Source organism: Paraburkholderia sp. BR14312, from assembly GCF_040948675.1.
GTDB classification, from domain to species: Bacteria; Pseudomonadota; Gammaproteobacteria; order Burkholderiales; family Burkholderiaceae; genus Paraburkholderia; species Paraburkholderia nodosa_A.
This window is the reverse complement of record NZ_JBFPKI010000006.1, coordinates 431,964-458,433: the sequence shown is the minus strand read 5'-3', so window position 1 is coordinate 458,433 and position 26,470 is coordinate 431,964. Positions and strand designations below refer to the sequence as shown.

General features: G+C 63.3%; 27 protein-coding genes. 19 read left to right on the top strand and 8 right to left on the bottom strand.

The window, feature by feature from the left end; genetic code table 11:
* Positions 1–9 precede the first annotated feature (9 nt).
* Positions 10–633, bottom strand: coding sequence for a hypothetical protein (locus AB3X98_RS19785; protein WP_342947548.1), 624 nt, complete (start codon positions 631–633; stop codon positions 10–12).
* A 244-nt stretch (positions 634–877) separates the two neighbouring features.
* Between AB3X98_RS19785 and frmR the strand changes: the two genes are divergently transcribed.
* Genes frmR through fghA form a run of 4 tightly spaced genes read left to right on the top strand, consistent with a single transcriptional unit; the run spans position 878 to position 3,469 of the window.
* Positions 878–1,150, top strand: coding sequence for a formaldehyde-responsive transcriptional repressor FrmR (gene frmR / locus AB3X98_RS19780; RefSeq protein WP_028203886.1), 273 nt, complete (start codon positions 878–880; stop codon positions 1,148–1,150).
* 58 nt (positions 1,151–1,208) lie between these two features.
* Positions 1,209–2,318, top strand: a complete 1,110-nt coding sequence (locus tag AB3X98_RS19775; RefSeq protein WP_368605265.1) for an S-(hydroxymethyl)glutathione dehydrogenase/class III alcohol dehydrogenase — start codon at positions 1,209–1,211, stop codon at positions 2,316–2,318.
* 22 nt (positions 2,319–2,340) lie between these two features.
* Complete coding sequence (locus tag AB3X98_RS19770; protein WP_368605264.1) at positions 2,341–2,631, top strand: hypothetical protein; 291 nt, start codon at positions 2,341–2,343, stop codon at positions 2,629–2,631.
* A 7-nt stretch (positions 2,632–2,638) separates the two neighbouring features.
* Entirely contained in the window at positions 2,639–3,469 is an 831-nt protein-coding gene (gene fghA / locus AB3X98_RS19765) for an S-formylglutathione hydrolase (protein ID WP_368605263.1), read from the top strand.
* Between the two features lie 183 nt (positions 3,470–3,652).
* Here the strand turns inward: fghA and arcD are convergent, their stop codons facing one another.
* On the bottom strand, positions 3,653–5,116 hold the full coding sequence (gene arcD / locus AB3X98_RS19760) for an arginine-ornithine antiporter (protein WP_368605262.1): 1,464 nt from the start codon (positions 5,114–5,116) through the stop codon (positions 3,653–3,655).
* A 197-nt stretch (positions 5,117–5,313) separates the two neighbouring features.
* Here arcD and AB3X98_RS19755 point away from each other — a divergent pair, with 197 nt between their 5' ends.
* The 7 genes from AB3X98_RS19755 to AB3X98_RS19725 all read left to right on the top strand — a co-directional run bounded on the left by AB3X98_RS19755 (position 5,314) and on the right by AB3X98_RS19725 (position 13,306).
* On the top strand, positions 5,314–5,781 hold the full coding sequence (locus tag AB3X98_RS19755) for a YaiI/YqxD family protein (RefSeq protein WP_069264168.1): 468 nt from the start codon (positions 5,314–5,316) through the stop codon (positions 5,779–5,781).
* Positions 5,782–6,254: 473 nt separating this feature from the next.
* Complete coding sequence (locus AB3X98_RS19750; RefSeq protein ID WP_368605261.1) at positions 6,255–7,610, top strand: lysine N(6)-hydroxylase/L-ornithine N(5)-oxygenase family protein; 1,356 nt, start codon at positions 6,255–6,257, stop codon at positions 7,608–7,610.
* Entirely contained in the window at positions 7,607–8,830 is a 1,224-nt protein-coding gene (locus AB3X98_RS19745; protein WP_368605260.1) for an MFS transporter, read from the top strand. The genes AB3X98_RS19750 and AB3X98_RS19745 overlap by 4 nt, the downstream gene beginning before the upstream one ends.
* Positions 8,820–9,419: a GNAT family N-acetyltransferase gene (locus AB3X98_RS19740; RefSeq protein ID WP_368605259.1), complete on the top strand. Its 600-nt coding sequence runs from the start codon at positions 8,820–8,822 to the stop codon at positions 9,417–9,419. The genes AB3X98_RS19745 and AB3X98_RS19740 overlap by 11 nt, the downstream gene beginning before the upstream one ends.
* A 48-nt stretch (positions 9,420–9,467) precedes the next feature.
* A complete protein-coding gene (locus tag AB3X98_RS19735; RefSeq protein ID WP_368605293.1) occupies positions 9,468–11,333 on the top strand; it encodes an IucA/IucC family siderophore biosynthesis protein in 1,866 nt (621 codons plus the stop codon).
* Positions 11,334–11,335: 2 nt separating this feature from the next.
* Positions 11,336–12,109: a siderophore ferric iron reductase gene (locus tag AB3X98_RS19730; protein WP_368605258.1), complete on the top strand. Its 774-nt coding sequence runs from the start codon at positions 11,336–11,338 to the stop codon at positions 12,107–12,109.
* Between the two features lie 9 nt (positions 12,110–12,118).
* Positions 12,119–13,306: an aromatic ring-hydroxylating dioxygenase subunit alpha gene (locus AB3X98_RS19725; protein ID WP_368605257.1), complete on the top strand. Its 1,188-nt coding sequence runs from the start codon at positions 12,119–12,121 to the stop codon at positions 13,304–13,306.
* 68 nt (positions 13,307–13,374) lie between these two features.
* Here the strand turns inward: AB3X98_RS19725 and AB3X98_RS19720 are convergent, their stop codons facing one another.
* On the bottom strand, positions 13,375–14,448 hold the full coding sequence (locus tag AB3X98_RS19720; protein WP_368605256.1) for an alkene reductase: 1,074 nt from the start codon (positions 14,446–14,448) through the stop codon (positions 13,375–13,377).
* Positions 14,449–14,551: 103 nt separating this feature from the next.
* On the opposite strand from AB3X98_RS19720, the gene AB3X98_RS19715 reads away from it, so the two are divergent.
* Complete coding sequence (locus tag AB3X98_RS19715) at positions 14,552–15,424, top strand: LysR family transcriptional regulator (protein ID WP_368605255.1); 873 nt, start codon at positions 14,552–14,554, stop codon at positions 15,422–15,424.
* A gap of 82 nt (positions 15,425–15,506) precedes the next feature.
* Here the strand turns inward: AB3X98_RS19715 and AB3X98_RS19710 are convergent, their stop codons facing one another.
* The 3 genes from AB3X98_RS19710 to AB3X98_RS19700 all read right to left on the bottom strand — a co-directional run bounded on the left by AB3X98_RS19710 (position 15,507) and on the right by AB3X98_RS19700 (position 19,146).
* Positions 15,507–16,781, bottom strand: coding sequence for a DUF3443 family protein (locus AB3X98_RS19710; protein ID WP_368605254.1), 1,275 nt, complete (start codon positions 16,779–16,781; stop codon positions 15,507–15,509).
* A complete protein-coding gene (locus tag AB3X98_RS19705; RefSeq protein WP_368605253.1) occupies positions 16,778–17,278 on the bottom strand; it encodes a DUF2844 domain-containing protein in 501 nt (166 codons plus the stop codon). Before AB3X98_RS19705 ends, AB3X98_RS19710 begins: the two co-directional genes overlap by 4 nt.
* Positions 17,279–18,246: 968 nt before the next feature.
* Entirely contained in the window at positions 18,247–19,146 is a 900-nt protein-coding gene (locus AB3X98_RS19700; RefSeq protein WP_368605252.1) for a DMT family transporter, read from the bottom strand.
* Between the two features lie 195 nt (positions 19,147–19,341).
* Here AB3X98_RS19700 and AB3X98_RS19695 point away from each other — a divergent pair, with 195 nt between their 5' ends.
* The 5 genes from AB3X98_RS19695 (at position 19,342) to AB3X98_RS19675 (ending at position 24,243) form a co-directional block, all read left to right on the top strand.
* Entirely contained in the window at positions 19,342–20,259 is a 918-nt protein-coding gene (locus AB3X98_RS19695) for a helix-turn-helix domain-containing protein (RefSeq protein ID WP_368605251.1), read from the top strand.
* Between the two features lie 124 nt (positions 20,260–20,383).
* On the top strand, positions 20,384–20,644 hold the full coding sequence (locus AB3X98_RS19690) for a hypothetical protein (protein WP_368605250.1): 261 nt from the start codon (positions 20,384–20,386) through the stop codon (positions 20,642–20,644).
* A 99-nt stretch (positions 20,645–20,743) separates the two neighbouring features.
* Complete coding sequence (locus tag AB3X98_RS19685) at positions 20,744–21,220, top strand: VOC family protein (protein ID WP_069263777.1); 477 nt, start codon at positions 20,744–20,746, stop codon at positions 21,218–21,220.
* A 240-nt stretch (positions 21,221–21,460) separates the two neighbouring features.
* The gene (opgC, locus tag AB3X98_RS19680; RefSeq protein WP_368605249.1) at positions 21,461–22,576 is read left to right on the top strand and encodes an OpgC domain-containing protein; all 1,116 of its coding nucleotides are present in this window, start codon (positions 21,461–21,463) and stop codon (positions 22,574–22,576) included.
* A complete protein-coding gene (locus tag AB3X98_RS19675) occupies positions 22,573–24,243 on the top strand; it encodes a tannase/feruloyl esterase family alpha/beta hydrolase (RefSeq protein ID WP_368605248.1) in 1,671 nt (556 codons plus the stop codon). Before opgC ends, AB3X98_RS19675 begins: the two co-directional genes overlap by 4 nt.
* 10 nt (positions 24,244–24,253) lie before the next feature.
* On the opposite strand, the gene AB3X98_RS19670 is transcribed toward AB3X98_RS19675, so the two are convergent.
* Positions 24,254–25,042 carry a hypothetical protein gene (locus AB3X98_RS19670; RefSeq protein WP_069263771.1) on the bottom strand — a complete coding sequence of 263 codons (789 nt, stop codon included), beginning with the start codon at positions 25,040–25,042 and terminating at the stop codon, positions 24,254–24,256.
* A 270-nt stretch (positions 25,043–25,312) separates the two neighbouring features.
* Between AB3X98_RS19670 and AB3X98_RS19665 the strand changes: the two genes are divergently transcribed.
* Positions 25,313–25,588 carry a hypothetical protein gene (locus AB3X98_RS19665; protein ID WP_141710641.1) on the top strand — a complete coding sequence of 92 codons (276 nt, stop codon included), beginning with the start codon at positions 25,313–25,315 and terminating at the stop codon, positions 25,586–25,588.
* Between the two features lie 72 nt (positions 25,589–25,660).
* On the opposite strand, the gene AB3X98_RS19660 is transcribed toward AB3X98_RS19665, so the two are convergent.
* The gene (locus AB3X98_RS19660) at positions 25,661–25,921 is read right to left on the bottom strand and encodes a DUF2934 domain-containing protein (RefSeq protein ID WP_069264161.1); all 261 of its coding nucleotides are present in this window, start codon (positions 25,919–25,921) and stop codon (positions 25,661–25,663) included.
* Positions 25,922–26,077: 156 nt separating this feature from the next.
* Between AB3X98_RS19660 and AB3X98_RS19655 the strand changes: the two genes are divergently transcribed.
* A complete protein-coding gene (locus AB3X98_RS19655; RefSeq protein ID WP_368605247.1) occupies positions 26,078–26,455 on the top strand; it encodes a VOC family protein in 378 nt (125 codons plus the stop codon).
* Positions 26,456–26,470: the final 15 nt, after the last annotated feature.

The window sequence follows — 26,470 nt, the reverse complement described above, 5'->3', positions numbered from 1 at the left end:
AACCTGGCCTCATGTCCCGGCGCCCGGCGTCGGCTGTGCCAGCCGCCACGCGAGATTGGCGCGTGCCGCGGCCTCGCAATGCGAATGAAAGTAATCGGTCAGGTAGATGCGCGGCCGCGCGAGCAGCGTCTCCAGCATCCGCCGCTCGTGCATGGCGTAGGCGTGGTCGTCCAGGTCCGGGCGTTCGGCTCTCAGGCGCATGCCGTTGTCCTGAAACTGGCGGCGCGGTGCGCCCAGTGACGCGAGATCGATGTCGCACGCGAAGCGCGCATCCAGTTCATCCGGCGCGCGGGTATGCCGGGTCGCGAGAATCGCTTCGCAAATGCGCTCGCAAGCCGCGATGCGATCGTCTGCGCAGCGCCGCAGCCACTGCGCGCTGCGCTCCTCATTGTCCTGAGCGCCCGGAACATAGATCACGTCGTGGCACCACAGCGCAAGCTCCACGAGATTGCCATGCGCAATCGCCTCGCGCGCCCGGTCGAAATCGCGCAGGCAGCGGTGCACGTGGCGCAGCGTGTGGTAGTGCCGCCCCGCCTCGCCATAACGGCGCGCGAGATCGGCATAGACGGCCTCGGCGCGCGCGCCCCCGCTGCGCGACCACAGTTCGACGAAGCGTCCCTGCGTGCGGTTCACCCCTCCTCCTTTGCGCGCTGCGCAATGCTCGGAGAAAATTCCTCACGAATGTCGATGGTCGCAGATACAGCAGGTAAGGCACGAGGTCCTCGAAACTGCGCATCACGGGCTCATTATGCGCCGCATGCCCTGCGGGAACAGCCCCGATATTCACCTGGCATCACGTTGGCAACATCGATGCAAACGTATACTCCCTGCCAGTATTCGCCTATACTGCCCCACAGTATCTTCAATCGATGCCGTCATGCCCCATTCCCCCGAAGAAAAGAAGCGCGTGCTCACGCGCGTGCGCAAGGTTCGCGGCCAGCTGGACGCGCTCGAGCGCGCGCTGGAGGAAGGCGCCGATTGCGCGCCGGTGCTCCAGCAACTGGCGGCGATTCGCGGCGCGATCAACGGCGTGATGGCCGGTGTGCTCGAAAGCCACCTGCGCGAAGAATTTACCCACCTTGCGGGATCAGCGGAGTCCCCGGGATCGATCGACGATGTCGTGACCCTCGTTCGAACCTATTTACGCTAGCTCACCGCGGGATTTTTCCGCGCCGATTCGGCCGACCTTCTTTTTTTACAGGACTACTATGAAATCGCGTGCTGCAGTTGCGTTTGGGCCGGGCAAGCCCCTCGAGATCGTCGAGATCGACGTCGAACCGCCCCGCAAGGGCGAGGTGCTGGTCAAGATCACGCATACCGGCGTTTGTCATACCGATGCCTTCACGCTCTCCGGCGACGACCCGGAAGGCCTCTTCCCCGTCGTGCTCGGCCACGAGGGCGCCGGGATCGTCGTGGAAGTGGGTGAAGGCGTGACCAGCGTGAAGCCCGGCGATCACGTCATCCCGCTCTACACCGCCGAATGCGGCGAGTGTCTGTTCTGCAAGAGCGGCAAGACCAATCTGTGCGTGTCCGTGCGCGCGACCCAGGGCAAGGGCGTGATGCCCGATGGCACGAGCCGTTTCAGCTACAACGGCCAGCCGCTCTATCACTACATGGGCTGCTCCACGTTCAGCGAGTACACCGTGGTGGCCGAAGTCTCTCTCGCCAAAATCAACCCGCAAGCCAATCCCGAGCAGGTGTGCCTACTGGGCTGCGGCGTGACCACGGGTCTGGGCGCGGTGAAGAACACCGCCAAGGTGCAGGAAGGCGATACCGTCGCCGTGTTCGGCCTGGGCGGCATCGGACTTGCTGTGATCCAGGGCGCGAAGCTCGCCAAGGCCGGCCGCATCATCGCCATCGACACCAATCCGGGCAAGTTCGATCTGGCGCGCGCCTTTGGCGCCACCGACTGCGTAAACCCCAAGGATCACGAGAAGCCCATCCAGCAGGTGATCGTCGACATGACGGGCTGGGGCGTGGATCACAGTTTCGAATGTATCGGCAACGTCAACGTAATGCGCGCGGCGCTCGAATGCGCGCATCGTGGCTGGGGCCAGTCGGTCGTCATCGGCGTGGCCGGCGCGGGTCAGGAAATCTCCACGCGCCCGTTCCAGCTCGTGACCGGCCGCCGCTGGCTTGGCACGGCATTCGGCGGCGTGAAAGGACGCTCGCAACTGCCGGGCATGGTCGAAGACGCGATGGCGGGCAAGATCCAGCTCGCGCCGTTCGTCACCCACACGAAGCCGCTCTCGGGCATCAACGAAGCGTTCGACTTGATGCACGAGGGCAAATCGATCCGGACCGTCGTGCACTACTGACACGCAAGGAAGGAGACAGACCATGGCCTCGGCCATTCACCCCACGGTTGACCGCGGCATCCAGAAAGGCGCCGAAAGCTTCGCGGGCGGCACGCTGCGCTGCCCGTCGAAAGACGCGGGCTGGGACGGCCCCGGCTTCGCAGCCTTCGTGTCCTCGATCATCGAGAGCGGCACACCGCCTTCGGCCATGGCCGACGTGCGCCAGACGCTGCGCGACAAGGGCCTCGAGCCGTACGGTTGTCTGAGCCCCGCGCTCATGGACATTCTCTCCACTCAGGCTGCGAAAGCCAAAGGCACTTACCGGGAGGCCTGAAACGCTTATGGAGCGCATTGAACGACACGTCAGCCACGGCGGCAGCCAGGAGGTCTGGAAGCACGCCTCTTCCACCGTTGGCGGCGACATGAAGTTTGGCATCTATCTGCCCGAGGCTGCCATGCGCGGGCAGAAATGTCCCGTGTTGTACTGGCTTTCGGGCCTGACCTGCACGGAACAGAATTTCATCACCAAGGCGGGCGTGCAACGCTACGCGGCGGAGCACGGGTTCATCGTCGTCGCGCCGGATACCAGTCCGCGTGGCAGCGATGTGCCCGATTCGCCCGACTACGATCTCGGCCAGGGCGCGGGCTTCTACGTGAACGCCACGCGGGAACCGTGGGCGAAGCATTTCCGCATGTACGACTACGTGGTCTCCGAATTGCCCGCAGTCGTCGAGGCGGGGTTTGCGGCGAGCGAGGCGCGCTCGATCAGCGGGCATTCGATGGGCGGGCACGGCGCGCTGGTGGTTGCGCTGCGCAATCCGGGCCGCTATCGCAGCGTATCCGCATTCTCGCCGATCGTCGCACCGAGCCAGGTGCCGTGGGGCGAAAAAGCGCTCACCGCCTACCTCGGCGATGACCGCGAAGCGTGGAACCAGTATGACGCCGTGGCGTTGGTCGGCAGCGCGAGCGAACGCTTGCCGCTACTCGTCGAACAAGGCGGCGGCGACGAATTCCTCAATACGCAGCTACGGCCGGAATTGCTGCAGGCCGCCTGCGCAAAGGCGGGACAACCGTTGACGCTCAACGTTCGTGAAGGCTACGACCATAGCTATTACTTCATCGCCAGCTTTATCGGCGAGCATATGGCCTTTCACGCCAAAGCGCTGGCTTGAAACGTGCCGCGCGCCCGTTCGCTGGTTTCGGCGGACGGGCGCGCTTTCCTATGACTTGCAACTCGGGTTTCGCTGCTCGCAATCCGCCCAACAGCCTGCACGCCATGCGCTCGGGCGCCACTCCGCTCCTCGCGCTATGGTGTCTGCTGGTATAAGCGTCCCTTTCGACTATCGGCGGCCCAATCAAAGGCTCAGCAGCCCGCGATACAAGCCGTAGCCTGCCACGATCGCGGCAACGAGCACGGCCGCGAATACGAATTTCTCCAGATGCGTAAACACGTTTTCCCCGGCCTCGCGCCGCGCCTTGGCGAACAAGACGACACTCGGCGCATAAAGCAGCGACGAAAGGAGAAGGTATTTCACGCCGCCCGCATAAAGCAGCCAGACAGCGTAGAGCACGGAAACCGCAGCAATCACCAAATCCCTGCGGCGTTCCGGTTGCGACAACTCGTAAGTCTCGCCGCGAATGGCAAGCAGCAGCGCGTACGTCGCCGACCAGAAGTAAGGCACGAGAATCATCGAGGTGGCGAGATAGATGAGCGAGAGATACGTGCCCTTCGACACCAGCGTGATGAGCAGAAACAGCTGCACCATGCCGTTGGTCAGCCATAACGCGTTGGCCGGCACCTGTCTCGCGTTTTCCTTGCGCAGGAACGCGGGCATCGTGCGGTCGCGCGCGGCCGAGAACAGAATCTCCGCACACAGCATGACCCACGAAAGCAGCGCGCCGGCCAACGAAATGGCAAGCCCCACGCTCACCAGCACCACGCCCCAATGTCCGATAACGTGTTCAAGCACGCCTGCCATCGAGGGATTCTTCAGCCCCGCGAGTTGACGCTGCGTCATGATGCCGAGCGCCAGCACATTGACGAGCACCAGCACGAGAAGCACGACGAAAAATCCGATCACCGTGGCCTTGCCGACGCTCTTGCGATCCGCGGCACGTGCCGAGAAAACGGTCGCCCCCTCGATGCCGACGAACACCCAGACCGTGACGAGCATCATGTTTCGGACCTGATCCAGCACACCGCCCAGCGCCGGATTCGAGCGCGCCCAGATATCGGCCGAGAAGACATCCAGCCGAAACGCGAGGAGGCAGATCAGAATGAACAGGACGAGTGGAACGATCTTCGCAATCGTCGTGAACTGATTGATGAAACTCGCTTCCTTGATGCCCCGCAGCACCAGAAAATGCACGCTCCACAGCAGCACCGAGGAGCAGGCGATTGCGGGTAACGTATTGCCTTCGCCGAATACAGGGAAGAAATACCCGAGCGTACTGAATAACAGCACGTAGTACCCGACGTTGCCGAGCCATGCGCTGATCCAGTAGCCCCAGGCCGAGGCGAAGCCCATGTAATTGCCGAATCCGGCCTTGGCGTATGCGTAGACGCCGCCATCGAGATTCGGCTTGCGGTTGGCGAGTGTCTGAAATACGAGCGCGAGGGCCAGCATGCCGAAGGCCGTAATGACCCAGCCAATCAGTACGGCGCCCACACCCGCGGAAGCGGCCATATTCTGCGGCAACGAAAAGATGCCGCCGCCGATCATCGAGCCCACGACGAGGGCAACGAGCGCACCCAGTCGCAGCCCGTTTGTCTCCCTGTGTTCCCCAGCGGCATCGAACCCGTGGGTGGCGTCGCTCATATCCGCTCCGTCTTCGCAGTGTCAGGTCGGCGTATCCGGCTCCATTGCGAAATCAATGTTGGCAGGTATGCAGGCAAATGCAAGGAAAACGCGGTGCATTCGGAATGCGACAGGAAACGACAGGAAACGTCGGGCAATGCACGGCGCATCGCCGGCATTGCGATATGATCGCGCTTTACTGTGCCGGGATTCCCTACATGCAAGTGCTGGTCGACGCTGACGCCTGCCCCGCCGTCATCAAGGACATGTTGTTTCGGGCCGCGCGGCGTGCCGAAGTCCTGGTGACGCTGGTGGCAAACCAATATCTGCGCACACCGCCGTCGCCCTTTATCAAGTCGATTCAGGTGCCGGCGGGTTTCGACGCGGCTGACGCCCGTATCGTCGAACTGGTCGAGGCGGGCGACCTCGTGATTACCGCCGACATACCGCTTGCCGCAGCGGTGCTCGAAAAGAACGCGCAAGCGCTCGATCCGCGCGGCAACTGGTTTACGCGCGAAAACATTCAGGAACGGCTGACGATGCGCGACGTGATGGATCAACTGCGCAATGCAGGCATCGAAACGGGCGGTCCGGCGCCGTTCAGCGCGCGTGACAGCAAGGCGTTCGCCGGCCAGCTCGATCGATTTCTCGCGCGGCATAGCCCGCCGCCGCGCAAGACTGAGTGAGCGCAGAAGGCGCGAGACGTTTGGGATCGTCGTGGTCCCGCACACGCGAATCGCGCGCGATTAGAGCCGAAATATTTCCTGCGCGCCGCTAACCCCTGCAAAGCGCAGGGTTTTTGTCAGGTGATTTGACGCCAAAAATGAGGCGGCGCGACCGCGAACCCCGCTGCCTCCCGAAACAAGCCGATCCCCCGCCCGCCCCAGCCTAGCCGGACTTTGCCGCGGATCGCCCCTGCCAGGCTCGATGCGTATTGGGCAGACACGATAGTTCGTCATCCTCAACGCTGTGCGTTTCGCTCTTGCCATTGGGCGGCGTCTTTCCTATGATCATCAAACGCGAATCACTCTCATTCGCATCGAAACGCCACGCGCCGCGCAAACGGTTGCGCGTTGCGCATCGTTAGCCTTCTCGCCGTCTTGGTCCTTCGATGAGGTAACCCGACATGGTCCTTTCCGCTCCAGGTGAAAGTTCAATCATGAGTACAACTAATGTCAAACCAGGTCCAACCTCGCCCGTGCTCGACTTCGTGGCGATCGGCCTCGGGCCGTTCAATCTGAGTCTCGCCTGCCTCGCCGATCCGATCCGCGATCTGCGCGGCCTCTTCCTCGAACGCAACGAGGACTTCGACTGGCACCCGGGCATGCTGATCGACGACACGACGCTGCAAAACCCATTTCTCGCCGATCTCGTCAGCCTCGCGGATCCCAAAAGCAAGTTCAGCTTCCTCAACTACTGCAAGCAGGAAGGCAAGCTCTATGCGTATTACATTCGCGAGCGCTTTTATCTAAGCCGCGCCGAATATAACCGCTACTGCAAATGGGCTATCAGCCAACTGTCGAGCATCGCATTCGGCTCGAGCGTGGAGCACGTTGAATACGACGCGCAGCAAGGCCATTACCTGGTGCGCGGGCGGCACGTGCGCACCGGCCAGCCGTTCATGCATCGCGCCGCGCGCCTCGTGATCGGCGTGGGTTCCGTGCCGCAATTGCCGCCGTGCTGCGCCGAGCTGCGCGAGCGCTGCATCCATAGCGCGCATTACGTGGCGTGCAAAGCCGAGCTGCAGCAAAAGCGCTCGATTGCCGTGATCGGCAGCGGCCAGAGTGCAGCCGAGATTTTCTACGACCTGCTCAAGGAAAGCGACGAGCACGACTACACGCTCACGTGGATCACGCGTTCGCCGCGTTTCTTCCAGATGGAAAATACGAAGCTCACGCTGGAAATGATCTCGCCCGACTATATCGACTACTACTACAACCTGCCGGACGGCGTGCGCGAAAACATCATTGCCAAGCAGGACAGTCTCTACAAAGGCGTGAACGCCTCGCTCATCAACCAGATTTATGACCTGCTCGACGACCGCCGCAGCCGCGGCTGCAACAGCGCGCGCCTCATCACCAATTCCGAGTTGAGCGCCTGTCGTCACGACCGTATCGAAGACCGCTTTCACCTGCGCTTCGTGCAACGCGACGAGGGCGTGCAATACACCCACGTGACGGACGGCGCGATCTTCGCGACCGGCTATGGGCAGAACGTGCCCGGCTTCATCGAGGGCATTCGCGCACGCATCCGCTGGGACGACAAGGGGCGCTACAGGCTCTCGCGCAACTATGCAATCGACGTAAGCGGGCGCGAGATCTTCGTGCAGAACGCAGGGCTCTACAGCCACGGCCTGACCAACCCCGACCTCGGCATGAGCTGCTATCGCAACTCCTGCATTTTGCGCGAGCTGACCGGTGTGGAGCACTACAAGATCGAGCGGCGCATCGCGCTGCAGGACTTCTCGGTGCCGGACACGGAAGCGTTCGTGAAGATGCCGCTGGAGGCGCAATGAAGCTGCGCAGCACGATCATCCTGATGACGACCTTCGCCGTCATCAGCGATGCGATCCTGATTCCCTTCTACCCGCAGTTCTTCGCCGCGCGCTATGGCGTGACGAGCCCCGTGCATGCGGGCGCTTACGTGGCGTTCATCTCCATTGTTGTGATGCTCACGCTGCCGCTCTGGGCGCGCATTGCGAAGCGCCTCGACGCCATGCATCTGCTCGTTTATACGCAGTGCGCCGCGGGCGTGCTTTCGGTCGCGAGCTATTTCGCGGCGACGGTGCCGCTCTTCTGGGTACTCTCGCTCGCGATGTTCATGTGCAAAAGCAGCTATCTGCTGATGTACCCGTACATGATGCGCCTCGAAGCGAAAGAATCGCATCCGCATACCATCGGCGTGCTTTCGGTGGTGGTGCACTTCGGCGCGATTGCGGGCGCGGTGGCGGGCGGCTTCGTCATGCAGGTCTGGGACGCGCATCACTGCATCTTCGCGATGGCCGCCGGCGACTTCGTGCAGATGGCGATCTGCCTTGCCCTGATCCGCACGCACCGCATTGCGCGGCGCTGCCGGTTTGCGGACTCTGCCGACGAAGCACCGGTCAAGCCGGGTCTGCGTGCGCGCATGCCGATCCTGCGTCTCGCACTGCTCATGCTCGCGTTCGACTTCTGCGTGTATCTCATCCGCCCGTTCATGGCGTCGTACTGGCAAGCCGTCACTCATGCGCCCGGCGAACTGGTTCCGGGGCTCGTGTTCGCCATTCCCGGCATGGTCGCGCTCGTCGCGCTGCGCCTGAACAAGCGCCTCGCCACCCAGGGCAAGCGCGTGCCCGACCACATGCTCGCGAACCTGCTGCTGTGCACCGCCGGCATGCTGCTGCAAGGCGTGGAGGCGCCGCTGTGGATCGTCGTGGGCCGCGTGATGTTCGGCTGGGCGCTGTTCCAGATCGTCGTGAAGCTCGACGTGACGATGTTCGCACTGAGCACGCCCGCCTCGTATGCCGCCGACTACAGCGTCATCAACTTCTTCCAGAACCTCGGCGTGCTGCTGGCTTCGTTCGCGGCCGGCGCGATCGTCGACGAAGCCGGCTTGCGTGCGCCGTTCTTCGTGGCGTCCGTGGGCCTCGTTTTCACGGCGCTCGCGAGCGTCTGGCTGCTCGCCCGGCCGCGCGCCCAGGACTCGGCCCTTTCCAACCCGATTGCCGAAACAGGAGTCACCGCCCGTGCGAACTGAAATCGATGCCGAGGAAATCGCGCTGTGTCATGTCCCGGCTGCACGCATGGCCATGCCCGAGGCCTTTCACATCCGCCCGCTCGACGCGCAACGCGACGCGCCCACGCTGCACCGCTGGTTCATCGAAGAACGCGCCGCGTTCTGGAACATGCGCGACAAGAGCGTGACGGAGGTGGCCGCGTTCTATCAGGCTATCGAGGACTCGGGGCACGCGCGCGCCTGGCTCGGTTCGCAGGATGGCGTACCCGCCTTCCTGTTCGAAAGCTACGACCCGGCTCACGAAGAGATCGGCGAGCACTACGACGTGTGCGAGGGCGACCTCGGCATGCATCTGTTCGTCGGCCCCGCGGCCCGGCGCATATCGGGCTACACGCGCCACGTATTCGAAACGCTCATGGCGTTCCTGTTCGAGCGCCTTGGCGCGCAGCGCATCGTCGTCGAGCCGGATGCGCGCAACGCACGCATCCACGCCCTGAATCGCGCGATGGGCTTCGTGTATACGAAGGACGTCGCGTTTCGCGAGAAGACCGCCTCGCTCGCTTTCTGCACGCGATCCGCTTTTTACGCCGCCATTACGCAGGATCACTAAATTCCATATGGACATCGCAACATGAATCACGTCGCAACCCAGGCTTCCATGCAACATGTGCTCCTCACGCCCCATGAGGCTACCGCCCACCTCATACCCGAGGTGTGGCAGCACGCGAACCGCATGTTGGTGCGCAAGGCCATTGCCGAGTATGCGCACGAGCTGATCGTCGAGCCACAGCGTGTGGGCGATGCGCCCGGCGAGCACTACGCGCGCTATGCGCTCGAATCCGACGACGGTACCCGCGTCTACACCTTCGACGCGCGCCTGCTCGCACTGCGCCACTGGAGCATTCGCCCCGAGACCATCGTGTGCTCGCAGGACGGCGCGCCGCAACCGCTCGACGCCCTCGCCTTCATCCTCGACGTGAAAGCGCGGCTTGGCATCAAGGAGGAGATGCTGCCCATCTACCTCGATGAAATCAGCAGCACGCTGTATGGCGCAGCCTACAAAGCGGTGAAAGATGGCCCGGACACAGCCGAACTCCTCGATGCCGATTTCCAGTCGATCGAAACCGCAATGAGCGAGGGCCATCCAGGCTTCGTCGCCAACAACGGCAGGCTCGGCTTCGACGCGGGCGACTATCGCGCGTTCGCGCCCGAGGCAGGCTCGCCGATTCAAATCGTCTGGCTCGCCGTGCACAAGGAGAACGCCGCGTTCCACAGCTCAGCCGACCTCGACTACGAACAGCTCATGGCAGAAGAACTGGGCGTGGAGACCATCGCGCGCTTTCGCTCGATCGTCGAAGCGCGCGGCGTGGACTTCGCCGACTATCGGTTGATGCCGGCGCACCCGTGGCAGTGGTTCAACAAACTCTCGATCGCGTTTGCGAGTTATGTCGCGACCAACCGCATCGTTTGCCTTGGCTTCGGCGCGGACCGTTATCAGGCCCAGCAATCGATCCGCACGTTCTTCAATCTCTCGGACCGTTCGAAACGCTATGTGAAGGCGTCGCTCTCGATTCTCAACATGGGCTTCATGCGCGGACTCTCGCCGTACTACATGTCGGGCACGCCCGCCATCAACGACTTCATCAAAGGCCTCGTGGCGAGCGACCCGTATCTGCAAGGCAAAGGGTTCACCATCCTGCGCGAAGTCGCGTCCATCGGCTTTCGCAATCGCTATTACGAAGCGGCCGTCCAGGTGGACAGCCCCTACAAGAAGATGTTTTCGGCGCTCTGGCGCGAGAATCCGCTCAGTCTCGCGGGAGACGGCCAGCGGCCCATGACCATGGCCGCGCTGCTGCATACGGACCGCCATGGCGCAGCGCTGCTGCCGGCGCTGATCGAGGCTTCGGGGCTCACGGCGCAAGCCTGGCTCGAGCGCTACATGGAGGCATATCTCGCGCCCCTCGTCCATTGCTTCTACGCACACGATCTCGTGTTCATGCCGCACGGCGAAAATCTCATCCTCGTGCTTGAAAACCATGTGCCCGTGCGCGCGATCATGAAGGACATTGCGGAAGAATCCGCCATCCTCAACAAGGATGCGCAGCTTCCGGAAAACGTCAAGCGCCTCGCCGTGGACGTGCCCGAGCGCGTCAAGCTGCTCGCGATCTTCATCGACGTGTTCGATGGCTTCTTCCGCTACATGAATCAGGTACTCGTCGAGCACGGCTGCTGCACGGAAGACGTCTTCTGGGACACGGTGGCGCGCTGCGTTGCACGCTATCAGGACGAGCACCCGCAACTCGCGCGCAAATACGCCGAATACGACCTCTTCGCACCCGAGTTCCTGCACTCGTGCCTGAACCGTCTGCAACTCGGCAACAACCTGCAGATGGTCAATCTCGCCGATCCCGCGGGCAATCTGAAGATGGCGGGCAATCTGCAGAACCCGCTGGCGGGCAGGCGCGGTGCGCCGCGAGACGCCGCGCAAGCGAATGGCATGAACGCCGAAGCGGTCGCGGCATAAGCATGGCGGCAAACCGCGCGCTCGACGACATGCTGCAACTCGCCGCGCGGCTCGTACCGGGGTTGCGGGGCGTGATAGCCGCGCGCCCCGCGCAAGGCATCGTGCATACGCGCCCGGCGCCGCCTGGCGGGGACGCCAATCGCGCTGCGCTCGATTCGCTCCTTGCCTTCTGGTCGCGCACCTACCCTGAAGCGGGCCGCCCGTACTGGTCGTCGCGCTGCTGGGGCATCCTGATCTGGCAACCGCTCTACTTGAGCGTAATCGGAGTGCATGCGGCAGGCGTGTCGCTCTCGCTTGCGGACATCGCGCAACCCATTGCCGAGGGCTGGACTCACGAGGTCCGCATACGCGATCACGAACCGGAGCAGGGCGACACGCACGCATTGATCGCGCACGCCGCACGCGAAATCGTCTCGTGCTGCGAGCAGATGCACGACGAGTTGATGCCGGTGATTCGCCTGAATGCGGCAGCAGCGCGCGGCACGCAAGCCGACGTAGTGCTCGCCGCACTACTTGCGGCACGCAAGGCGCGTCCCGAATGGAGCGACGCACAGGTCGAGGCGCATGGCCGGCAGTGGCTCGCAGCGCTCGGCCTGCAAGGCTGCTCAGGCTATTTCCCGTTTTCGCGCACGGACGGCGCAAACGCACTCGCGCTGGAGCGGCGCACCTGCTGTTATCACTATCGCCGCCGCGACGGCGAACTCTGCAGCACCTGCCCGCGGCTCGCAAAGCATGAACGCATCGTGCGCCTGAACGCGCAACACGAAACAGGATGAAACCGACCGATGAACGATATCAGTGACCTCGCGCATCTCGCGCTGCCGACCGATACGGAGGAGGTGCATGCGCAATTGCCCGCGAGCGCCTATTTCGACGAGACGCTGTTCGAGCGCGAGATGGCGCGTATCTTCGCGCACTCGGCGCTATACGTGAGCCACGAACAGTCGGTGCCCGAGCGCGGCGACTGGCGGCACCTGCCGCAGGACGAAGGCGGCCGCGTGCTGGTGCGCGGCGAACACGGCGTGCAATTGCTCTCGAACGTCTGCCGTCATCGCCAGTCGCTCATGCTGGGCGGCAAGGCCGGCAACGTCGCTGAGAGCGGCGGCCCGCCTGCGCAAGGCAATCTCGCCGCGAGCGGCGGCAACATCGTATGTCCTTTGCATCGCTGGACGTACGCGCCTGGCGGCGAGTTGATCGGCGCGCCCGAGTTCGAGCGCAAGCCGTGCCGCAATCTCGAACGTTTCGAACTGCGAAATTGTCATGGGATGCTCTATGAGGGACCTCGCGAGCCCGCGCGCGACATGGCGCGCGTGTTCATGCGCCCCGAGTTCGACTTCTCCGGGTACGTGCTCGATCACGTCGAAACGCATACCTGCCGGTACAACTGGAAAACCTTTATCGAAGTTTATCTGGAGGATTATCACGTCGCGCCATTCCACCCAGGCCTCGGGCGTTTCGTGACCTGCGAAACGCTCGACTGGGAATTCGCCGAAACGTACAGCATGCAACGCGTGGGCGTGCACGCCGCGCTTGCGCAGCCGGGTTCGGAAATCTATCGCGCGTGGCACGATCGATTGCTCGATTATCGCGGCGGCGAGGCGCCCGAGTTCGGCGCCATCTGGCTCGCGTATTTCCCCACGCAGATGATCGAGCTCTACCCGCACGTGCTCGTGGTCTCGACGCTGTATCCGAAGAGCCCGCAGGAAACGCTCAACGTGGTGGAGTTCTACTACCCCGAAGAAATCGCGGCATTCGAACGCGAATTCATCGAAGCTCAACGCGCGGCGTATCTGGAGACGATGATCGAGGACGACGAGATCGCCGAGCGTATGGATGCGGGACGACTGCGGCTCCACCGGCGCGGCATCAGCGACGCCGGGCCGTATCAGTCGCCGCTCGAAGACGGCATGCGCCATTTCCATGCGTGGTATCGGCGCGCCCTCGCGGGACCGCTCGAAAGAGCCATTGCGTAACCGCACAAGGCAGGCGGTTTCGCATTGGCGCAGCGAATGGAACGCACGCCCCGCGCCTTCTTGTTACGTCAGGCGTTAGCCACTTCGCTCAAGCTCGGGTAGTCCGTATAGCCTTGCGCGGCGCCCCCAAAGAAGCCGTTGCGATCCGCCGCGTTCATCGCCGCATTGCGCTGCAGGCGGGTGACGAAATCGGGATTCGCCAGCACCATCTGACCGTAGGATTCCAGGTCCGCCAGCCCCGTGGCCACATCTGCGCCAATCTGTTCGCGCGGGCGGCCAGCCCGGTTCACGATCAACGCGCCCTTCCAAAGCTTGCGAATGTCACCCAGCAGCGCCTCGTCGCCCTGATGCGCGATGTGCAGATAGGCGAGCCCCAGTTTGTCGAGTTCGGCCACCAGATAGTGATAAAGATCGGGGCCTTGGGCGCCTTCGTCGATGCCCCACAGCGTCGTGCCCGGTGAAAGGCGGATAGCCGTGCGGTCCGCGCCGATTTCGCCGGCAATGGCGCCCGCGACTTCGAGCGCAAAGCGTGCGCGGTTTTCGATCGGGCCACCGTATTCGTCCGTGCGCGTATTGGCGCTCGGCGCGAAGAACTGCTGAACCAGATAGGCATTCGCGCCGTGGATTTCGACACCGTGCGCGCCGGCATCAACGGCGTGGCGGGCGGCGGTACGGAAATCGTCGACGGTGCGGCGGATTTCTTCGATGGTCAAGGCACGCGGCACGGGAATGTCCTGCATGCCGCTGGCCGTGAACATGGCCGTACCCGGCGCAATCGCGGAAGGCGCAACGCCCACGCGGTGGTGCCGCGTATTGTCGGGATGCGACATGCGGCCGGCATGCATGAGCTGGATGAAGAGATGGCCGCCTCTCGCATGCACGGCCGAGGTGACTTTTTTCCATCCGGCGACATGCGCGTCGCTATAAATGCCCGGGGTCGTCATGTAGCCCTGGCCCTCATCCGAAGGCTGCGTGCCTTCGGTGACGATCAAGCCAACGCTCGCACGCTGGGCGTAATACTCGGCGGCCAGTTCGCCGGGCGTGCCGTCGGCCAGCGCGCGCGAACGCGTCATGGGCGCCATGACCAGACGGTTTGGCAGCGTGTAACGTCCGACGCGTACGGATTCGAAAAGCTTGCTCATGATGATCACCTCGACTGGTTTGGATGGTGCATCATCGCCTGCTTCACGATTGGGATAAATATGGTAGTTTGGATATCATTGATCCATTGATGGAGCAGTCAAGGTGGAACTACTGAACGACATGGCCTTGTTCGTGGAAGTCGTCAAAGCCAAGGGGTTTCGCAGTGCCGCCGACGCGACAGGCATGCCGAATTCCACCCTTTCACGCCGCATCAGCGGCCTGGAAAAGGCGATCGGACTGCGCCTGCTCCATCGCACGACGCGCAAGATCGAGTTGACCGAAGCGGGTCAGGTCTACTTCGAGCGCTGCAAGCGCATCGTCGATGAAGCCCGCCTCGCGCACGAGCAGCTAGGCGACATGGTCGCGCAGCCCAGCGGCGTGCTGCGGGCCTCGTTTCCGGTCGATTTCGCCGTCACCTACCTCGCGCCCCTGATCGCCGAATTCGCCAGTCTCTACCCAGCCATCTCTTTCGATTTCGAACTGAATCCGCGGCGTGTCGATCTGGTGAGCGATCCGTTCGACGTGGCGATCCGCATGGGCGAGTCCGAGAGCTCGCAACTCATTGCGCGTCCGCTGGCGTCGCTCACACCATATCTCTATGCGTCGCCGGGCTATCTCCGGCGCGCGGGCGAGCCAGGCAAGCCGGCCGACCTGGAACGGCACGAATGCCTGGTTATCCTGAGGGCTGACACGTGGACCTTGCACGACGCAAAGCGCACGAGCATGGTGAAGGTGGGCGGACGCTTTACGCTCAACAGCGTCGGCATGATCCGCCGCCTCGCTACGCTCGACATGGGCATCGTGCTGCTGCCGGAGGAAATCGTGGCCGACGAGGTGGCCAGCGGCGCGTTGCGGCGGATTTTGCCGCAATGGCATGGCACGCCCACGCCGGTCTACGCGATTACGGAAACGCGTCTGCTGCCGGCGAAGACGCAGCGCTTTATTGAGTTTTTGCGGGCGCGGCTGGCGCGGTAGCGCACCCAAAAAAAGGGCGATCACGCATCAGCAGAGTGATCGCCCTTTTGCCGCGTCGGGCCTGCACGCGGTCAATCAGCCATTAGAACGCGACGTAAGGCGCGGTCCCGCCGGGTGCCGTCCTGCCCGCAATCGCGAAGTAGACATTGCGCCCGAAGAAGAATGGCAATCCCCAGTCGAACGTCGCGCTGGTTGCGGTCCCCGCGAGATTGTTGAAAGCCGAGGCGCGCGTACTCGCAAGTATGTTTGCGTTGGCGACCATGAAGGACATGCTCACAGGCGTCGTGGCTCCCGCGTTGCCAAAGGCTGTCGCCGTCAACGCCTGGGTGGCCGTCGGGCAGTACCACCCGGTCCCGCCGGCGCACTGGGTTATCGAACTGTCGGCGAAAAACAGGCCATTGGATCCGCTGTCGACGTATGACTCGGCCAGCACCTGCCCGTTGTACTGGGTTGAGATGAACAGGCTCGCGTCATAGCCCAGCACCGAAGTCGCACCGAACGTGTTGTTCGATTGCGTTCCTATCCCGAACACGAGCGAACCATCGACGGACGCCTGTCCCGCAGCCGAAATGGCGGGCAACTCGACGATGACGCCGTTGTTGTCCTGCGGGAGAACTGCCACCGGGTTCTGAATCTGGGCCGAGGCGGCCACTGCCGTCGACGTGCAAGTTCCAGTCGTCGTGTTACAGGAATAGTAAATGTCCTTCGACGCATTGCTCGTGCAGCTCGGGCAATCCTCCACGAGATTCGCTACGCCCAGAATCCCGTTGGCGCCAATGACTGACGGCGTATCCGCGAGGGTGACGCCACAGGCACTGGGTGCGGCAGGAAATCCGCCGGGCGTGCCGTCGATCATCATCGGCACGTTGCTGGCAACTTCGCCAGCCAGCTTGATATCGGCGGTAGCCACCGGCCCCCAGAAATACCGGCCGTCCGCGAACGGGTAGCACTCGCCAAGCACATTGCCGCTGCTGTCCTTTTGCTGGGGCAGCGCACTCGCCAGGGCACCGAGCGCCGAGGACGTGAGACGCAGCCCGACCGAACCGGTGTCCACGATAACGTCACTCACGATCGTACATTGCGTGGTGCCATGGAGGCACACCGTCACCGTGGCTACCGGGAGATTGGGCGAATAGCCGCTACCTGAAGGCGCCAATGAGTTGTCCACCCTAATCGGCAGGACGTTACCGGTGCCCAGAGTAGGGTCGATCGAGTTCCCACCGTTGCTCGTGCCCGAACCCGGTGTGCTCGATTGCGCGGTCTGGCCGCCGTTACCGCTGCTGCCACCACCGCCGCCGCAAGCGGCCAGTACGGCACAGAGCCCCATTGCCCAAAACGCGTTGCGAGTCGAGTTCATTTCAGGTCCTCCGGCGTGACACCCGCAGGAACCGCAGCCGGCAACCAGGCCGTGCCTCGCATGTTGTTCATCCGTCCGCCTCCCACATAGCGCATCTGCGCCGACTCGACCGCTACGTGTCGATGCAGGTCAGCGTGGGTCGGCGTCTGCAGCGCGGCCTTGTATTCGGAGAAGTAAGTCCCGAACAATTGCGAAAGATCCGGCGGGCGCGGCCCGCTCCAGGACACGGCGAAAACTTGCCCTGCCGCATTTGCGTATTCGCGTACCGTCGTGCCCGTGGGCAGCGTGATGACCTGGGTGGTGTAGGTCGAGGTCGAGGTAGATGCCGTCGAGGACAACTGCCCCCTGAGCGCGGACGCTTCGATCTGAAGTGAGTCGATCTTCCCGCCCAAGGCGGCCTGTGCAGAAGACTGGCAAATTGCAAATGAAGCGACGCCTGCCAGTGCAGCAATTAGCAAAGCGCGTTTTCCCCGGAATTGATAAGGACGTACTCTCATGTTTTTCTCGTCTTTACTCTCTTTTTAATCGAGGCCACCCGCACAGGAAGTGGATATAGCCTCATGTTGGCACAGCATTTATTCGGTGATTATCTCAGTCGCCCTCAGTTAATTTCAGTCATTGAGCTTTTGTTTGCTGAGGCGCGCATCCCCTCGGCTATCCTGGGCGCTATCTTCGATCTGGTATACGCGCGTTCGCACCACGGGAAGCTCGGGCGGTTCCTGTGCGATTCCCCATGCGCTCAACAAGCCGTCAAACGATGCGCCGGCCGGCGATGTCCGTGGCTCGGGCAGAGGTACGCCAGTCGAGCGGTAACGCGCGGATCCTCGCGCACTCGCGCCCTTATTGACGCGTTCGGCGGCGCCGTTGCGCATGGCGTAGCGAACGACATCCGAGGCTTCGCGCGAACTCATCAATCCCGACGCAGTAATTTCGCTGACTGAGGCGCTTTCACGTTGCGCCAACCAGTGCAGCAGCGTGAGCGCACTAGCGTGAACCTTCATTACTGCCCTCTCCCGTCTTTGTCGTGTGCCTGTCCCCGGCGCAGATCACGCTCGCGGCGTAAGGACGGCGCTCGCCAGGAGGGGGTGAATAGCTCGCCAGGCGCGGGCTTACGCAGTAACCCCGGAGCGGCCGTCAATCCCCGTGTTTGCACTCATCTTTATCTGCACATCAGAGGGTATCGGCAACCGTCAGACGAATCTTTAGCGCACACGATCAACTTATGGCGGTCAGCTCGTTTTGTAATAAAAATGAAGGCATTCGAAATTCAATTGAATCAGCCACCGAGAACCTCAGTGCGCCATCCCGCTCACTCGCACCCCATATCCCGTCACAATCGACGCGGCGGCCGGGCCGCCGACACATGATGCAAAACACATAAACTCCGGACTGACGCTTCCAGACGACCGCAAATCACAACGCTATGCCAACACCCTGAAGGCGAGCCTGGCGCGCTGAAGCCCGCTCACGCTGCCGGCGCGCGCCGCGCGAACAGGCGCCGCGTCAGATCGAACGCTACGAGGTTGCCCGAGACGACCAGCAAAAGACCGATAACCGCAAGCAAGGACCACCGGTAGCCCTCGTAGACCGTCGAAACCGCCAGCGCGACGATCGGGAACAAGACCGTGCAATACGCCGCGCGCTCGGGCCCGATCCGGCCAACGAGCGTCAGATAGGCCGTAAAGCCGATCACTGACCCTGCTACGACGAGCCAGGCCAGCGCGCCGAGATAGCGCGCATCCATTTCGAGCCTGAACGGCAATCCGGCCGCGGCACTGCCGGCCACGAGCACAGCGGTGCCGATCAGCATGGCCCAGCCGTTCGTGACGAGCGGATTGAGCCCCATCGACTGCATGCGGCTGGATAGCAGATTGCCCGTGGAAAAGCACAGCGTGCCGAGGAAGGCCACGGCGAGGCCGAGCCACGCGGTCTGATCGCCGATATGGCCGGCCATCTGCTGCAGGAAAAGACAAACGATCCCGATCAGGCCCAGTACGGCGCCGCCCACGGCGGAGGGTTGCAGCGGCCGCCCCATGAAAATGCGTCCGTTGATCGAATTCAAGAGCGGCGCGGTCGAAAACACCACGGCCACGAGCCCGCTCGGCACGATGTTCTCGGCATAGTAAAAGCACAGGAAATTGAGGCAGAACAGCGCCAGCCCCTGGGCGACGAGATAGCGCCACGCCGCGCGCGGCGGCCAGATGGGGCGGCGCATCACGCCCAGCAGCGCAAACACCAGAAGTGCCGCGAGCCCGAAACGCCAGGCGATCGAAACGGGCGCGGGCACGACGCCAAGCTGCCACTTGATAGCGATCCAGGTGGTGCCCCAGATCAGGACGGTGAGCATGTAGAGTAAGAGATTCATTACGGGAAAGGACCTCGAGTCGATGCCCCAACTATGGCGCACGGGGCCGGCGCGGACTTGTCCAGGATTGCGCATTTCTTGCCTGCGCCCGGCCACGGCCAGCAACGGCGGGGGCGCGAGCGTATACTTTCAAAAGCCGCTCTGACTACCCGCTTTGTGGACCCCATCACCGCCTTGCAGCACGCCGCCCCGACCATGAACGCCCAGGTGCCGCTTCCCGCACCCGCCCTCGCCAATACGCCCTTTGGGCTGCATTCGGTGTGCCGCACGCTGAGCGAGGCCAATGCGACGCTGGAGCGCTTTGCGTGGCTCGGCGACCAGTTCGCGGCCGCCGTGTGGACGCGCGTCACGCGCGAGGCCGAAACCGTCTATGACCGGCCGGGCCATCACACGCTGTCGTGCTATCTCGACGGCGGCTACCGCACGGAGCGGCAGAAACTGCCTGGCGTGTACGGCGCGCCAAGCCGCCTCTGCGCGCTGCCCGGCGACCATGAATCGCGCTGGTGGGTGCGCGGCCACATGCATTTCATGCACCTGTATTTTCTGCCCGAGCACTTCACGCAGCGCGCGGTGCGCGAACTCGACCAGGAACCGCGCGAACTCACTCTCGCTGACCGCACGTATTTCGAAGACGAACGCATTGCCGTGCTCTGCCAGGCGCTGGCCAACGAGAACTGGGCCGATCCAGATGGACTTTTACGCAGCAACGAAACGGCGCACGAAGTGCTGAGCCTGCTGCTGCGCAGCCAGGGCGTGCGGCGCGCGGGCGCGGCCCTCAAGGGCGGCCTCGCCGTATCGACACGGCGGCGGCTGCGCGACTATATCGACGCCCACCTGGGCGAGACGCTGACGCTCGGCGCACTGGCCGATGTCGCGTGCCTTTCCGAGTACCATCTCGCGCGCATGTTTCGCACCTCGTTCGGGCGGCCGCCGCATGCGTGGATCGCCGCCCAGCGTCTGGAGCGCGCCCGCCTGCTGTTGCGCACGACCGCTCTGCCGCTCGCGCAGATTGCCGCAGAGTGCGGGTACGCGAACGCGAGCCACTTCAGCCATCGCTTCCGCGATGCATTCGGCGCCGCGCCGAATGTCTATCGTCAAGCATTCCTGAAGTAGTCGTATGTCCCTCGATCCCGCGGTGCGTGGCTCCATGTTTTGCCGCGCGGCTGGGTCTTGTCGCGACTGCTGGGCCTGCCTATCGTGACGTCATGCCCTCGACGTTCACCGCAAAGAGCCCGTCATGTTCCGAACCATCGTCGAACACACTTCGCGTTTTAGCGCCGTTTTCCCCTTATCGCCCGCTTTGCGCACGACCTTGCGCGGCGGCGCTATTGTGCTTGCGGCAGTCATGGCATTCACGCTTGCGCTCATGTTCGCGCCACACAGCACCCGCGCCAATCTTGCGCTGTGTGTTGCATCGCAGTCCGAATCACTTTCGGAACACGACAGGATAGATGCACACAACGCCCAGTCCCTCGCGATCGAACGCTGCATCGAGTAGCCGCGGCACTCCATCGGCAAAAATCCCCCATAACGCCGAGGCTTTGTCACAATGTGCGCTACGCGTCGGCAATGAGACGCCTTGTCAAAGGAGATCGTGATGGCGGAACTTGTGACTTGCCTGTGGTTCGATGAAGGTAGAGCACGCGAAGCGGCGGAGTTCTACGCCGCGACGTTTCCGGACAGCCATGTCGGGGCTGGCCATGTATCCCCGATACCAGGCATCGGTGCGGGGGCGGAACTGGTGGTCGAATTCACGGTGCTCGGCCGGCGCTTCGTGGGCCTGAACGGCGGCCCCAACTTCCAGGCGAACCAGGCCGTGAGCTTCATGGTCGAGACCCACAGCCAGGAAGAGACCGACCGCTACTGGAACGCCATCGTCGGCAACGGCGGCGAGGAATCGGATTGCGGCTGGTGCAAGGATCGCTGGGGTTTTTCGTGGCAGATCACGCCAAAGCGCCTGCTCGAATGCGTCTTCGGCACTGATCGCGAAGCCGGCAAGCGCGCGATGGAAGCGATGATGACTATGCGCAAGATCGACATCGCCGGAATCGAACGCGCCGCCGCAGCGAAGTAGGCAACACGCCGCCGGACACCGCAATCGCCACATAGCTGGCATGCAGATGGCGCCGACATGGCGCGCGTGTCATATCAGGCGCATAAAGCGCCAACTACGCCGCGAGCAGGGAACGATACCTGCGAGATGCCCTCGTACGCACAAGGGCGACGCTCACGATAAGTGAGCCGCCGCCCTGACATTCATCGAGCGGTCGACGCCAGCCTGAGCTGGCGCCGCCGCGATGCTTGCGAGGGCACCATGGAGTCTCGCCAGAGGCGTTCGATCGAAGTCGACTTTTTCCGCGGCGTCGTGCTGATTGTGATCGTGCTCGATCACATACCGGGCAGCGCCTTGGCGCAGCTGACGCTGCACGCTTACGCGCTGTGCGACTCCGCCGAAGTGTTCGTGTTTCTCGGCGGGTACGCGTCGGCCGCGGCCTTTATGGCCGTGCGCGCGCACCGTGGCATGAGCGCCGCGCAAGCGCGCTTCCTGCGCCGCGGCTGGGAGATCTACCGCGCCTATCTGCTGACCGCCCTCCTCACGCTGCTTTCTGGCGCGATGCTCGCGCTCCTGAACCTCAATCCTGCCGCCGCCGACCTGAGCGGCTGGGCGTCGTTTGCCACGCATCCGCTGCGCGAGACCCTCCACGTCGTCTTGCTCGCCCGCCAGCCGTATCTGTCCAGCGTGCTGCCGATGTATGTCATATTTGCGCTGTGCGTGCCCGCAGCCGTCCCTTTCGCCCGCCGCGCGCCGCTCGCCACGCTGATCTGCAGCCTGCTGCTCTGGGCCTTCGCGCCGCTGCTGGCTGCGCTCATCGGCGCGAGCACACTCGCGAACTGGCCGTTCAACCCATTCGCGTGGCAGTTGATGTTCGTATTCGGCATGCTCTGCCGGCTGCACCCGCTTCCGCCCGGCTTCAAGACCTCGGAAACCGCGCGCTGGCTGGTACGATGCGCGTTCGCCGCGGTGGTGCTGTTCGCGGCGGTTAAATGGTTCCTCCTGATTCAACCCATGCCTGGGGCAATGAAACAGCATCTGGCCTTCGCGCGCGTCGTCAACTTCATCGGCATTGCCATGGTGGCGGCGTATTTCGTCCATCGCGGCACGATCGCGCGGATCGCCGCGCGCGTGCCCGCCGTCGTGACCGTTGGCCGCACGGGACTCGTGTGTTTCGTCGGCGGCACGCTGATCTCGGTGATCGTCGACACCGCCACGCCACACGCGCTGCACGGCGCGGCGGCGTTCGCGGCAGCGCTGGCTGGCGACATCGTCGCGATCGGCGCGACGCTCATGCTCGCCAGGGCGTGGCGCGGCACCCTCGGGCGCCAGAAGGAGAAGGCCCGGGCGAGCGTCAACGGAGCCGGCTGCGGATGATACGACGGGGCAAGCGCGCACTCGGATCCCTCAAGGCGATCGCCATCGCCACGCTCACGCTCATCACTAGCGGCCCCGTTTTCGCCCAGCACACGCCTTCGCTGCCGCTGCATTGCACCGACCTTGCCGGCGCGCTGCTGCCGCCCACGAGCATCGGCCTGCCGACCAACGGTGCGCTCGTGCAGAGCGCCGCGATGATCTCCGCGACCGCCACAGGCAATCTCAACGGCGACTTCTGCCGCTTGACCGGCGTGATCCGCGCCCGGAGCGCCGGGACGCCGGACATCCGCTTCGAAGTCAATCTTCCGAGCCGCTGGAACGGCCGTGCGCTGCAATTCGGCGGTGGCGGCTACAGCGGCGTCGTGGTGACGGGAACCGGCCCGATGCCCTTCTCGCCCGACCGCGCGCCGCTCGCGCGCGGCTATGCGACCTTCGGCGACGACTCCGGCCACAACGGCACCTCGTCCGAGGCCAACTTCGGACTGCTCGAAGAAGCCGTGACCAACTTCGGCTACGCGCATTTGAAGAAAGCGCATGACGTTGCGCTCGCACTGATCACGCTCGGCTATGGCAAGCCGCCGGAGCACGTGTATTTCGCGGGCGGCTCGACAGGCGGCCGCGAAGGCTATACCGTGATCCAGCGCTATCCCGATGACTACGACGGCGTGATCGCGAATTCGCCCGCGCTGAACTTCTCGGGCGTGCGCTTGACGGGCGTCGTGGTGGGCCAGCACGAATACCGCACGCCGGGCGGCTATCTGTCGCCGCAACTGCTGGAGCGCGTGTACGAGCGCGTGATGCAGGCATGCGATACGCTCGACGGCGCGGCGGACGGCCTGATCAGCGACGTCGAAGCCTGCCGCACGAAAGAGCCCGAGATCATCGACTCGCTGCGTTGCTCCTCACAGGATCAGACGGATCGCCAGCACGCCCCCGACGACTGCCTGACGCCACCGCAACTGGCCACGCTGGAAAGCCTGCGAGACGGCCTGCGCCTGCCCTACGCGCTCGCCTGGAATGCGGACACCTATCGCGGCTACAACGTCTTCCAGGGCACGCGCTTCACGAGCATGCTGGGCCTCGCGCATGCGCCGCAGCGGCTGACTCAACTGGGGTTCGTCGCCAATGGCTACCTGTACGCGCAGGGCGATGCGTACCTCAAATACTTCATCACGCACGACCCGACTTTCGATTCGACGAACTTCGACGTAATGCATCCCGGCCGTCACCGCGAGCGCCTGTTTACGCTGTCGACGACGATCGGCGCGATGAATCCGGACGTGTCGCGCTATATCGCGCGAGGCGGCAAGCTCATCACCTTGCAAGGACTCGCCGATGAGGTCATCAGCCCAAACCAGACCATCGCCTACTACCAGGGGCTGGTGGGGCGCTACGGCGAAGAGCGCGTGGACAGCTTCATGCGGCTCTACATGGTGCCGGGTTACCAGCACGGCAACGGCGTGTTCATTCCGTCCGTCGATCTGCTGGGCGCGCTCGACGACTGGGTCACGCATAACAGCGCGCCGGAAACCTTGTTCGCGACCGACATTGCCCAGGCCACGAACGGCCGCACGCGGCCGCTGTGCCGCTACCCGGCGTTTCCGCGCTATCTGGGCAAGGGTAATCTGAATCGCGCGACCAGTTTCACGTGCGTGATGCCGCAATGACCGATGCGCGCTACGCGTCGCGCACCCGGCGAGCGGCACGCTGAGGCAGCACCACGATGCAGCCGACGATGAAGATCATCAGCAGCGCCGATGCATAAAAGCGGCTGAAGTGCAGGCCGCCGTCAGCGACGGGCTTGTCGAGCAGATCGCCCAGCGTCGCGCCGAGCGGACGCGTGAGCACGAACGCGAACCAGAAAAGTGCCGTGCGCGAAACGCGCGGCCACAACCACAGCAGCGCGACGACGACGAGGCCTGCGCCAAAGATCGCAGCGCCATATTCGTAGCCCACGCCAAGGCCGCCGCGGTCTTCGCCCGCCACCCAGTCGCCCAGCGCGGTGCCGAGCGTCTGCGAAAACAGGATCGTAATCCAGTAAAACCACTCGACGCGCGGCGTCGCGACGCTCTCGATCGACACCGTGCCTTCTACGCGGTACCAGATCGCGAGACTGGCCACGAGCAGCAGCAGAATGATCGATACGCCGCCGGGATAGCCTACGCCGAGCGAACGGTCGCAAAAGTCGGCGAGCGTCGTGCCGAGCGTGGTCGTGGCGACGATCGTCGCCCAATAAAGCCACGGGTAGAAGCGTTGTGCGCGGATCTGCGCCCCCACCAGCACGACGAAGCATGCGAGAAAAATGAGGGTGCCAACCAGATAGCCCAGATTCAGTGACATCGTCACCCAGTCACCGCCGGTTTCGCCGAGCGTGGTGCAAGCAATCTTGATGATCCAGAAGCCGAGCGTCACGGCGGGGACCTTGCTGACCGTATCTTCGATGAGACTTCGCGTGGTGGTGGACATGAACACTCCTTGCGCCGCATGACGGGCGGAACGAAACAGCTTGGGACTATATGCCGCCGTTGCTTAACTAAACCTTAACCACGGCCGAATATGCACTAGATGCGCATCGTTGCCCGCGCATAAGCAAACTCTAAGGTTGGCTGCGTAGCCTGTGGACATACGTCGCGGTGATCGGACGTCGCGATGTTGAATGCGCGGTTGCAAAACGGTTTTGCGATCCGTACATTTTTTAGTAATCCGAATTAACTTTTGTTACATGGAGTCTGTATCATGAAACTTATACTTGCTACTGCTATTGTCTCGCTTGCCGTCGCGTTGCCCGCCGCCGCCTTCGCACAGGACACTGAACCTGCGGCACAAACCAGGCAGATGCAGATGCAGATGCAGCAACCGGCAAACCCGCAGCGCGCCAGCACGCAACCCACCGACGATTCCGGCTATGGCATGGAAAGCTCGGGCACCTCGAATGCGTCGGTTGCGCAAGTGTCGCGCCACGACGCACTCATGTCACACGAGGGCCGCAACGACCTGTTCGCGCATCATTGATGTGCGAACAGGTCGCGCCGGCTGGCGTGACGATGGCCTGAAGCGCGGCACATGCGCGATCAACGCGTGAGTTCACCCGCCACCGCGCCGCTTGTCGCGCGCCAGTTCACTCGGCGGCATGGCGTCGCTTTCCTGCAGAGGTTCACCGGCAAACCGGCGCTTGCCGGCCTGATCGCTGGCGATGCTCGACGCTTCTCCTTCTGCGTCATATTCGGCGGCAACCTGTTTTTCGGCGCGGCTCCAATATTCGTCCGCCCGACCTTCCGGCGCGCCGTCGTCTTCCCAGAGTTGATAAGCGCGTCGCCGGATGCGCTCTTCCCGTTGCTCATTCATGGTCATTCCTCCGATGGTGCGTGTGTGAGCAGCGCGGCAACCGGCTAGCCGCGACTGCGGATGGCGCACTGCATGTACAGCGAGCAAACACGGTGCCCGATGCGTGCGTCATACTTACGCCACCCCCAATCGAATCCCTGTCGAAGAAGATCGCTCATGACCGACACGAACACGCTACGTCCCTTCGCTTTCGTCCTTGCCGTCCAGGACCTCGAACGCAACGCGGCATACTTTCGCGACGTGCTTGGCTTTCGGGTAGATTGGGCCGATTCGACCGACTGGCGAATCGTCGAGAGGGGCGGCCTGCGGATCATGCTCGGCCATTGCCCCGATGCGTTGTCCCCGGCGGCGACGGGCGATCACAGCTACTTCGGCTATCTGGAAGTCGATGACGTTCAAGCGTTTCACGATGAAATCGCGCAACGAGGTGCAATTGTCCTGCAGCCTCCGCTCGATCGCCCGTACGGCATGCGCGAATGCACCGTGGCCACACCGGATGGCCACCGGTTCGTAGTGGGTCAAAGCATTACGTGACCCACGCCTGGTGTC

Bases quoted from the DNA above. Each gene is read 5' to 3' on its own strand.
- frmR (WP_028203886.1), top strand. From the start codon at position 878: ATGCCCCATTCCCCCGAAGAAAAGAAGCGCGTGCTCACGCGCGTGCGC.
- AB3X98_RS19775 (WP_368605265.1), top strand. From the start codon at position 1,209: ATGAAATCGCGTGCTGCAGTTGCGTTTGGGCCGGGCAAGCCCCTCGAG.
- AB3X98_RS19770 (WP_368605264.1), top strand. From the start codon at position 2,341: ATGGCCTCGGCCATTCACCCCACGGTTGACCGCGGCATCCAGAAAGGC.
- fghA (WP_368605263.1), top strand. From the start codon at position 2,639: ATGGAGCGCATTGAACGACACGTCAGCCACGGCGGCAGCCAGGAGGTC.
- arcD (WP_368605262.1), bottom strand. From the start codon at position 5,116: ATGAGCGACGCCACCCACGGGTTCGATGCCGCTGGGGAACACAGGGAG.
- AB3X98_RS19755 (WP_069264168.1), top strand. From the start codon at position 5,314: ATGCAAGTGCTGGTCGACGCTGACGCCTGCCCCGCCGTCATCAAGGAC.
- AB3X98_RS19750 (WP_368605261.1), top strand. From the start codon at position 6,255: ATGAGTACAACTAATGTCAAACCAGGTCCAACCTCGCCCGTGCTCGAC.
- AB3X98_RS19745 (WP_368605260.1), top strand. From the start codon at position 7,607: ATGAAGCTGCGCAGCACGATCATCCTGATGACGACCTTCGCCGTCATC.
- AB3X98_RS19735 (WP_368605293.1), top strand. From the start codon at position 9,468: ATGCAACATGTGCTCCTCACGCCCCATGAGGCTACCGCCCACCTCATA.
- AB3X98_RS19730 (WP_368605258.1), top strand. From the start codon at position 11,336: ATGGCGGCAAACCGCGCGCTCGACGACATGCTGCAACTCGCCGCGCGG.
- AB3X98_RS19725 (WP_368605257.1), top strand. From the start codon at position 12,119: ATGAACGATATCAGTGACCTCGCGCATCTCGCGCTGCCGACCGATACG.
- AB3X98_RS19720 (WP_368605256.1), bottom strand. From the start codon at position 14,448: ATGAGCAAGCTTTTCGAATCCGTACGCGTCGGACGTTACACGCTGCCA.
- AB3X98_RS19710 (WP_368605254.1), bottom strand. From the start codon at position 16,781: ATGAACTCGACTCGCAACGCGTTTTGGGCAATGGGGCTCTGTGCCGTA.
- AB3X98_RS19705 (WP_368605253.1), bottom strand. From the start codon at position 17,278: ATGAGAGTACGTCCTTATCAATTCCGGGGAAAACGCGCTTTGCTAATT.
- AB3X98_RS19700 (WP_368605252.1), bottom strand. From the start codon at position 19,146: ATGAATCTCTTACTCTACATGCTCACCGTCCTGATCTGGGGCACCACC.
- AB3X98_RS19695 (WP_368605251.1), top strand. From the start codon at position 19,342: ATGAACGCCCAGGTGCCGCTTCCCGCACCCGCCCTCGCCAATACGCCC.
- AB3X98_RS19690 (WP_368605250.1), top strand. From the start codon at position 20,384: ATGTTCCGAACCATCGTCGAACACACTTCGCGTTTTAGCGCCGTTTTC.
- AB3X98_RS19685 (WP_069263777.1), top strand. From the start codon at position 20,744: ATGGCGGAACTTGTGACTTGCCTGTGGTTCGATGAAGGTAGAGCACGC.
- opgC (WP_368605249.1), top strand. From the start codon at position 21,461: ATGGAGTCTCGCCAGAGGCGTTCGATCGAAGTCGACTTTTTCCGCGGC.
- AB3X98_RS19675 (WP_368605248.1), top strand. From the start codon at position 22,573: ATGATACGACGGGGCAAGCGCGCACTCGGATCCCTCAAGGCGATCGCC.
- AB3X98_RS19670 (WP_069263771.1), bottom strand. From the start codon at position 25,042: ATGTCCACCACCACGCGAAGTCTCATCGAAGATACGGTCAGCAAGGTC.
- AB3X98_RS19665 (WP_141710641.1), top strand. From the start codon at position 25,313: ATGAAACTTATACTTGCTACTGCTATTGTCTCGCTTGCCGTCGCGTTG.
- AB3X98_RS19660 (WP_069264161.1), bottom strand. From the start codon at position 25,921: ATGAATGAGCAACGGGAAGAGCGCATCCGGCGACGCGCTTATCAACTC.
- AB3X98_RS19655 (WP_368605247.1), top strand. From the start codon at position 26,078: ATGACCGACACGAACACGCTACGTCCCTTCGCTTTCGTCCTTGCCGTC.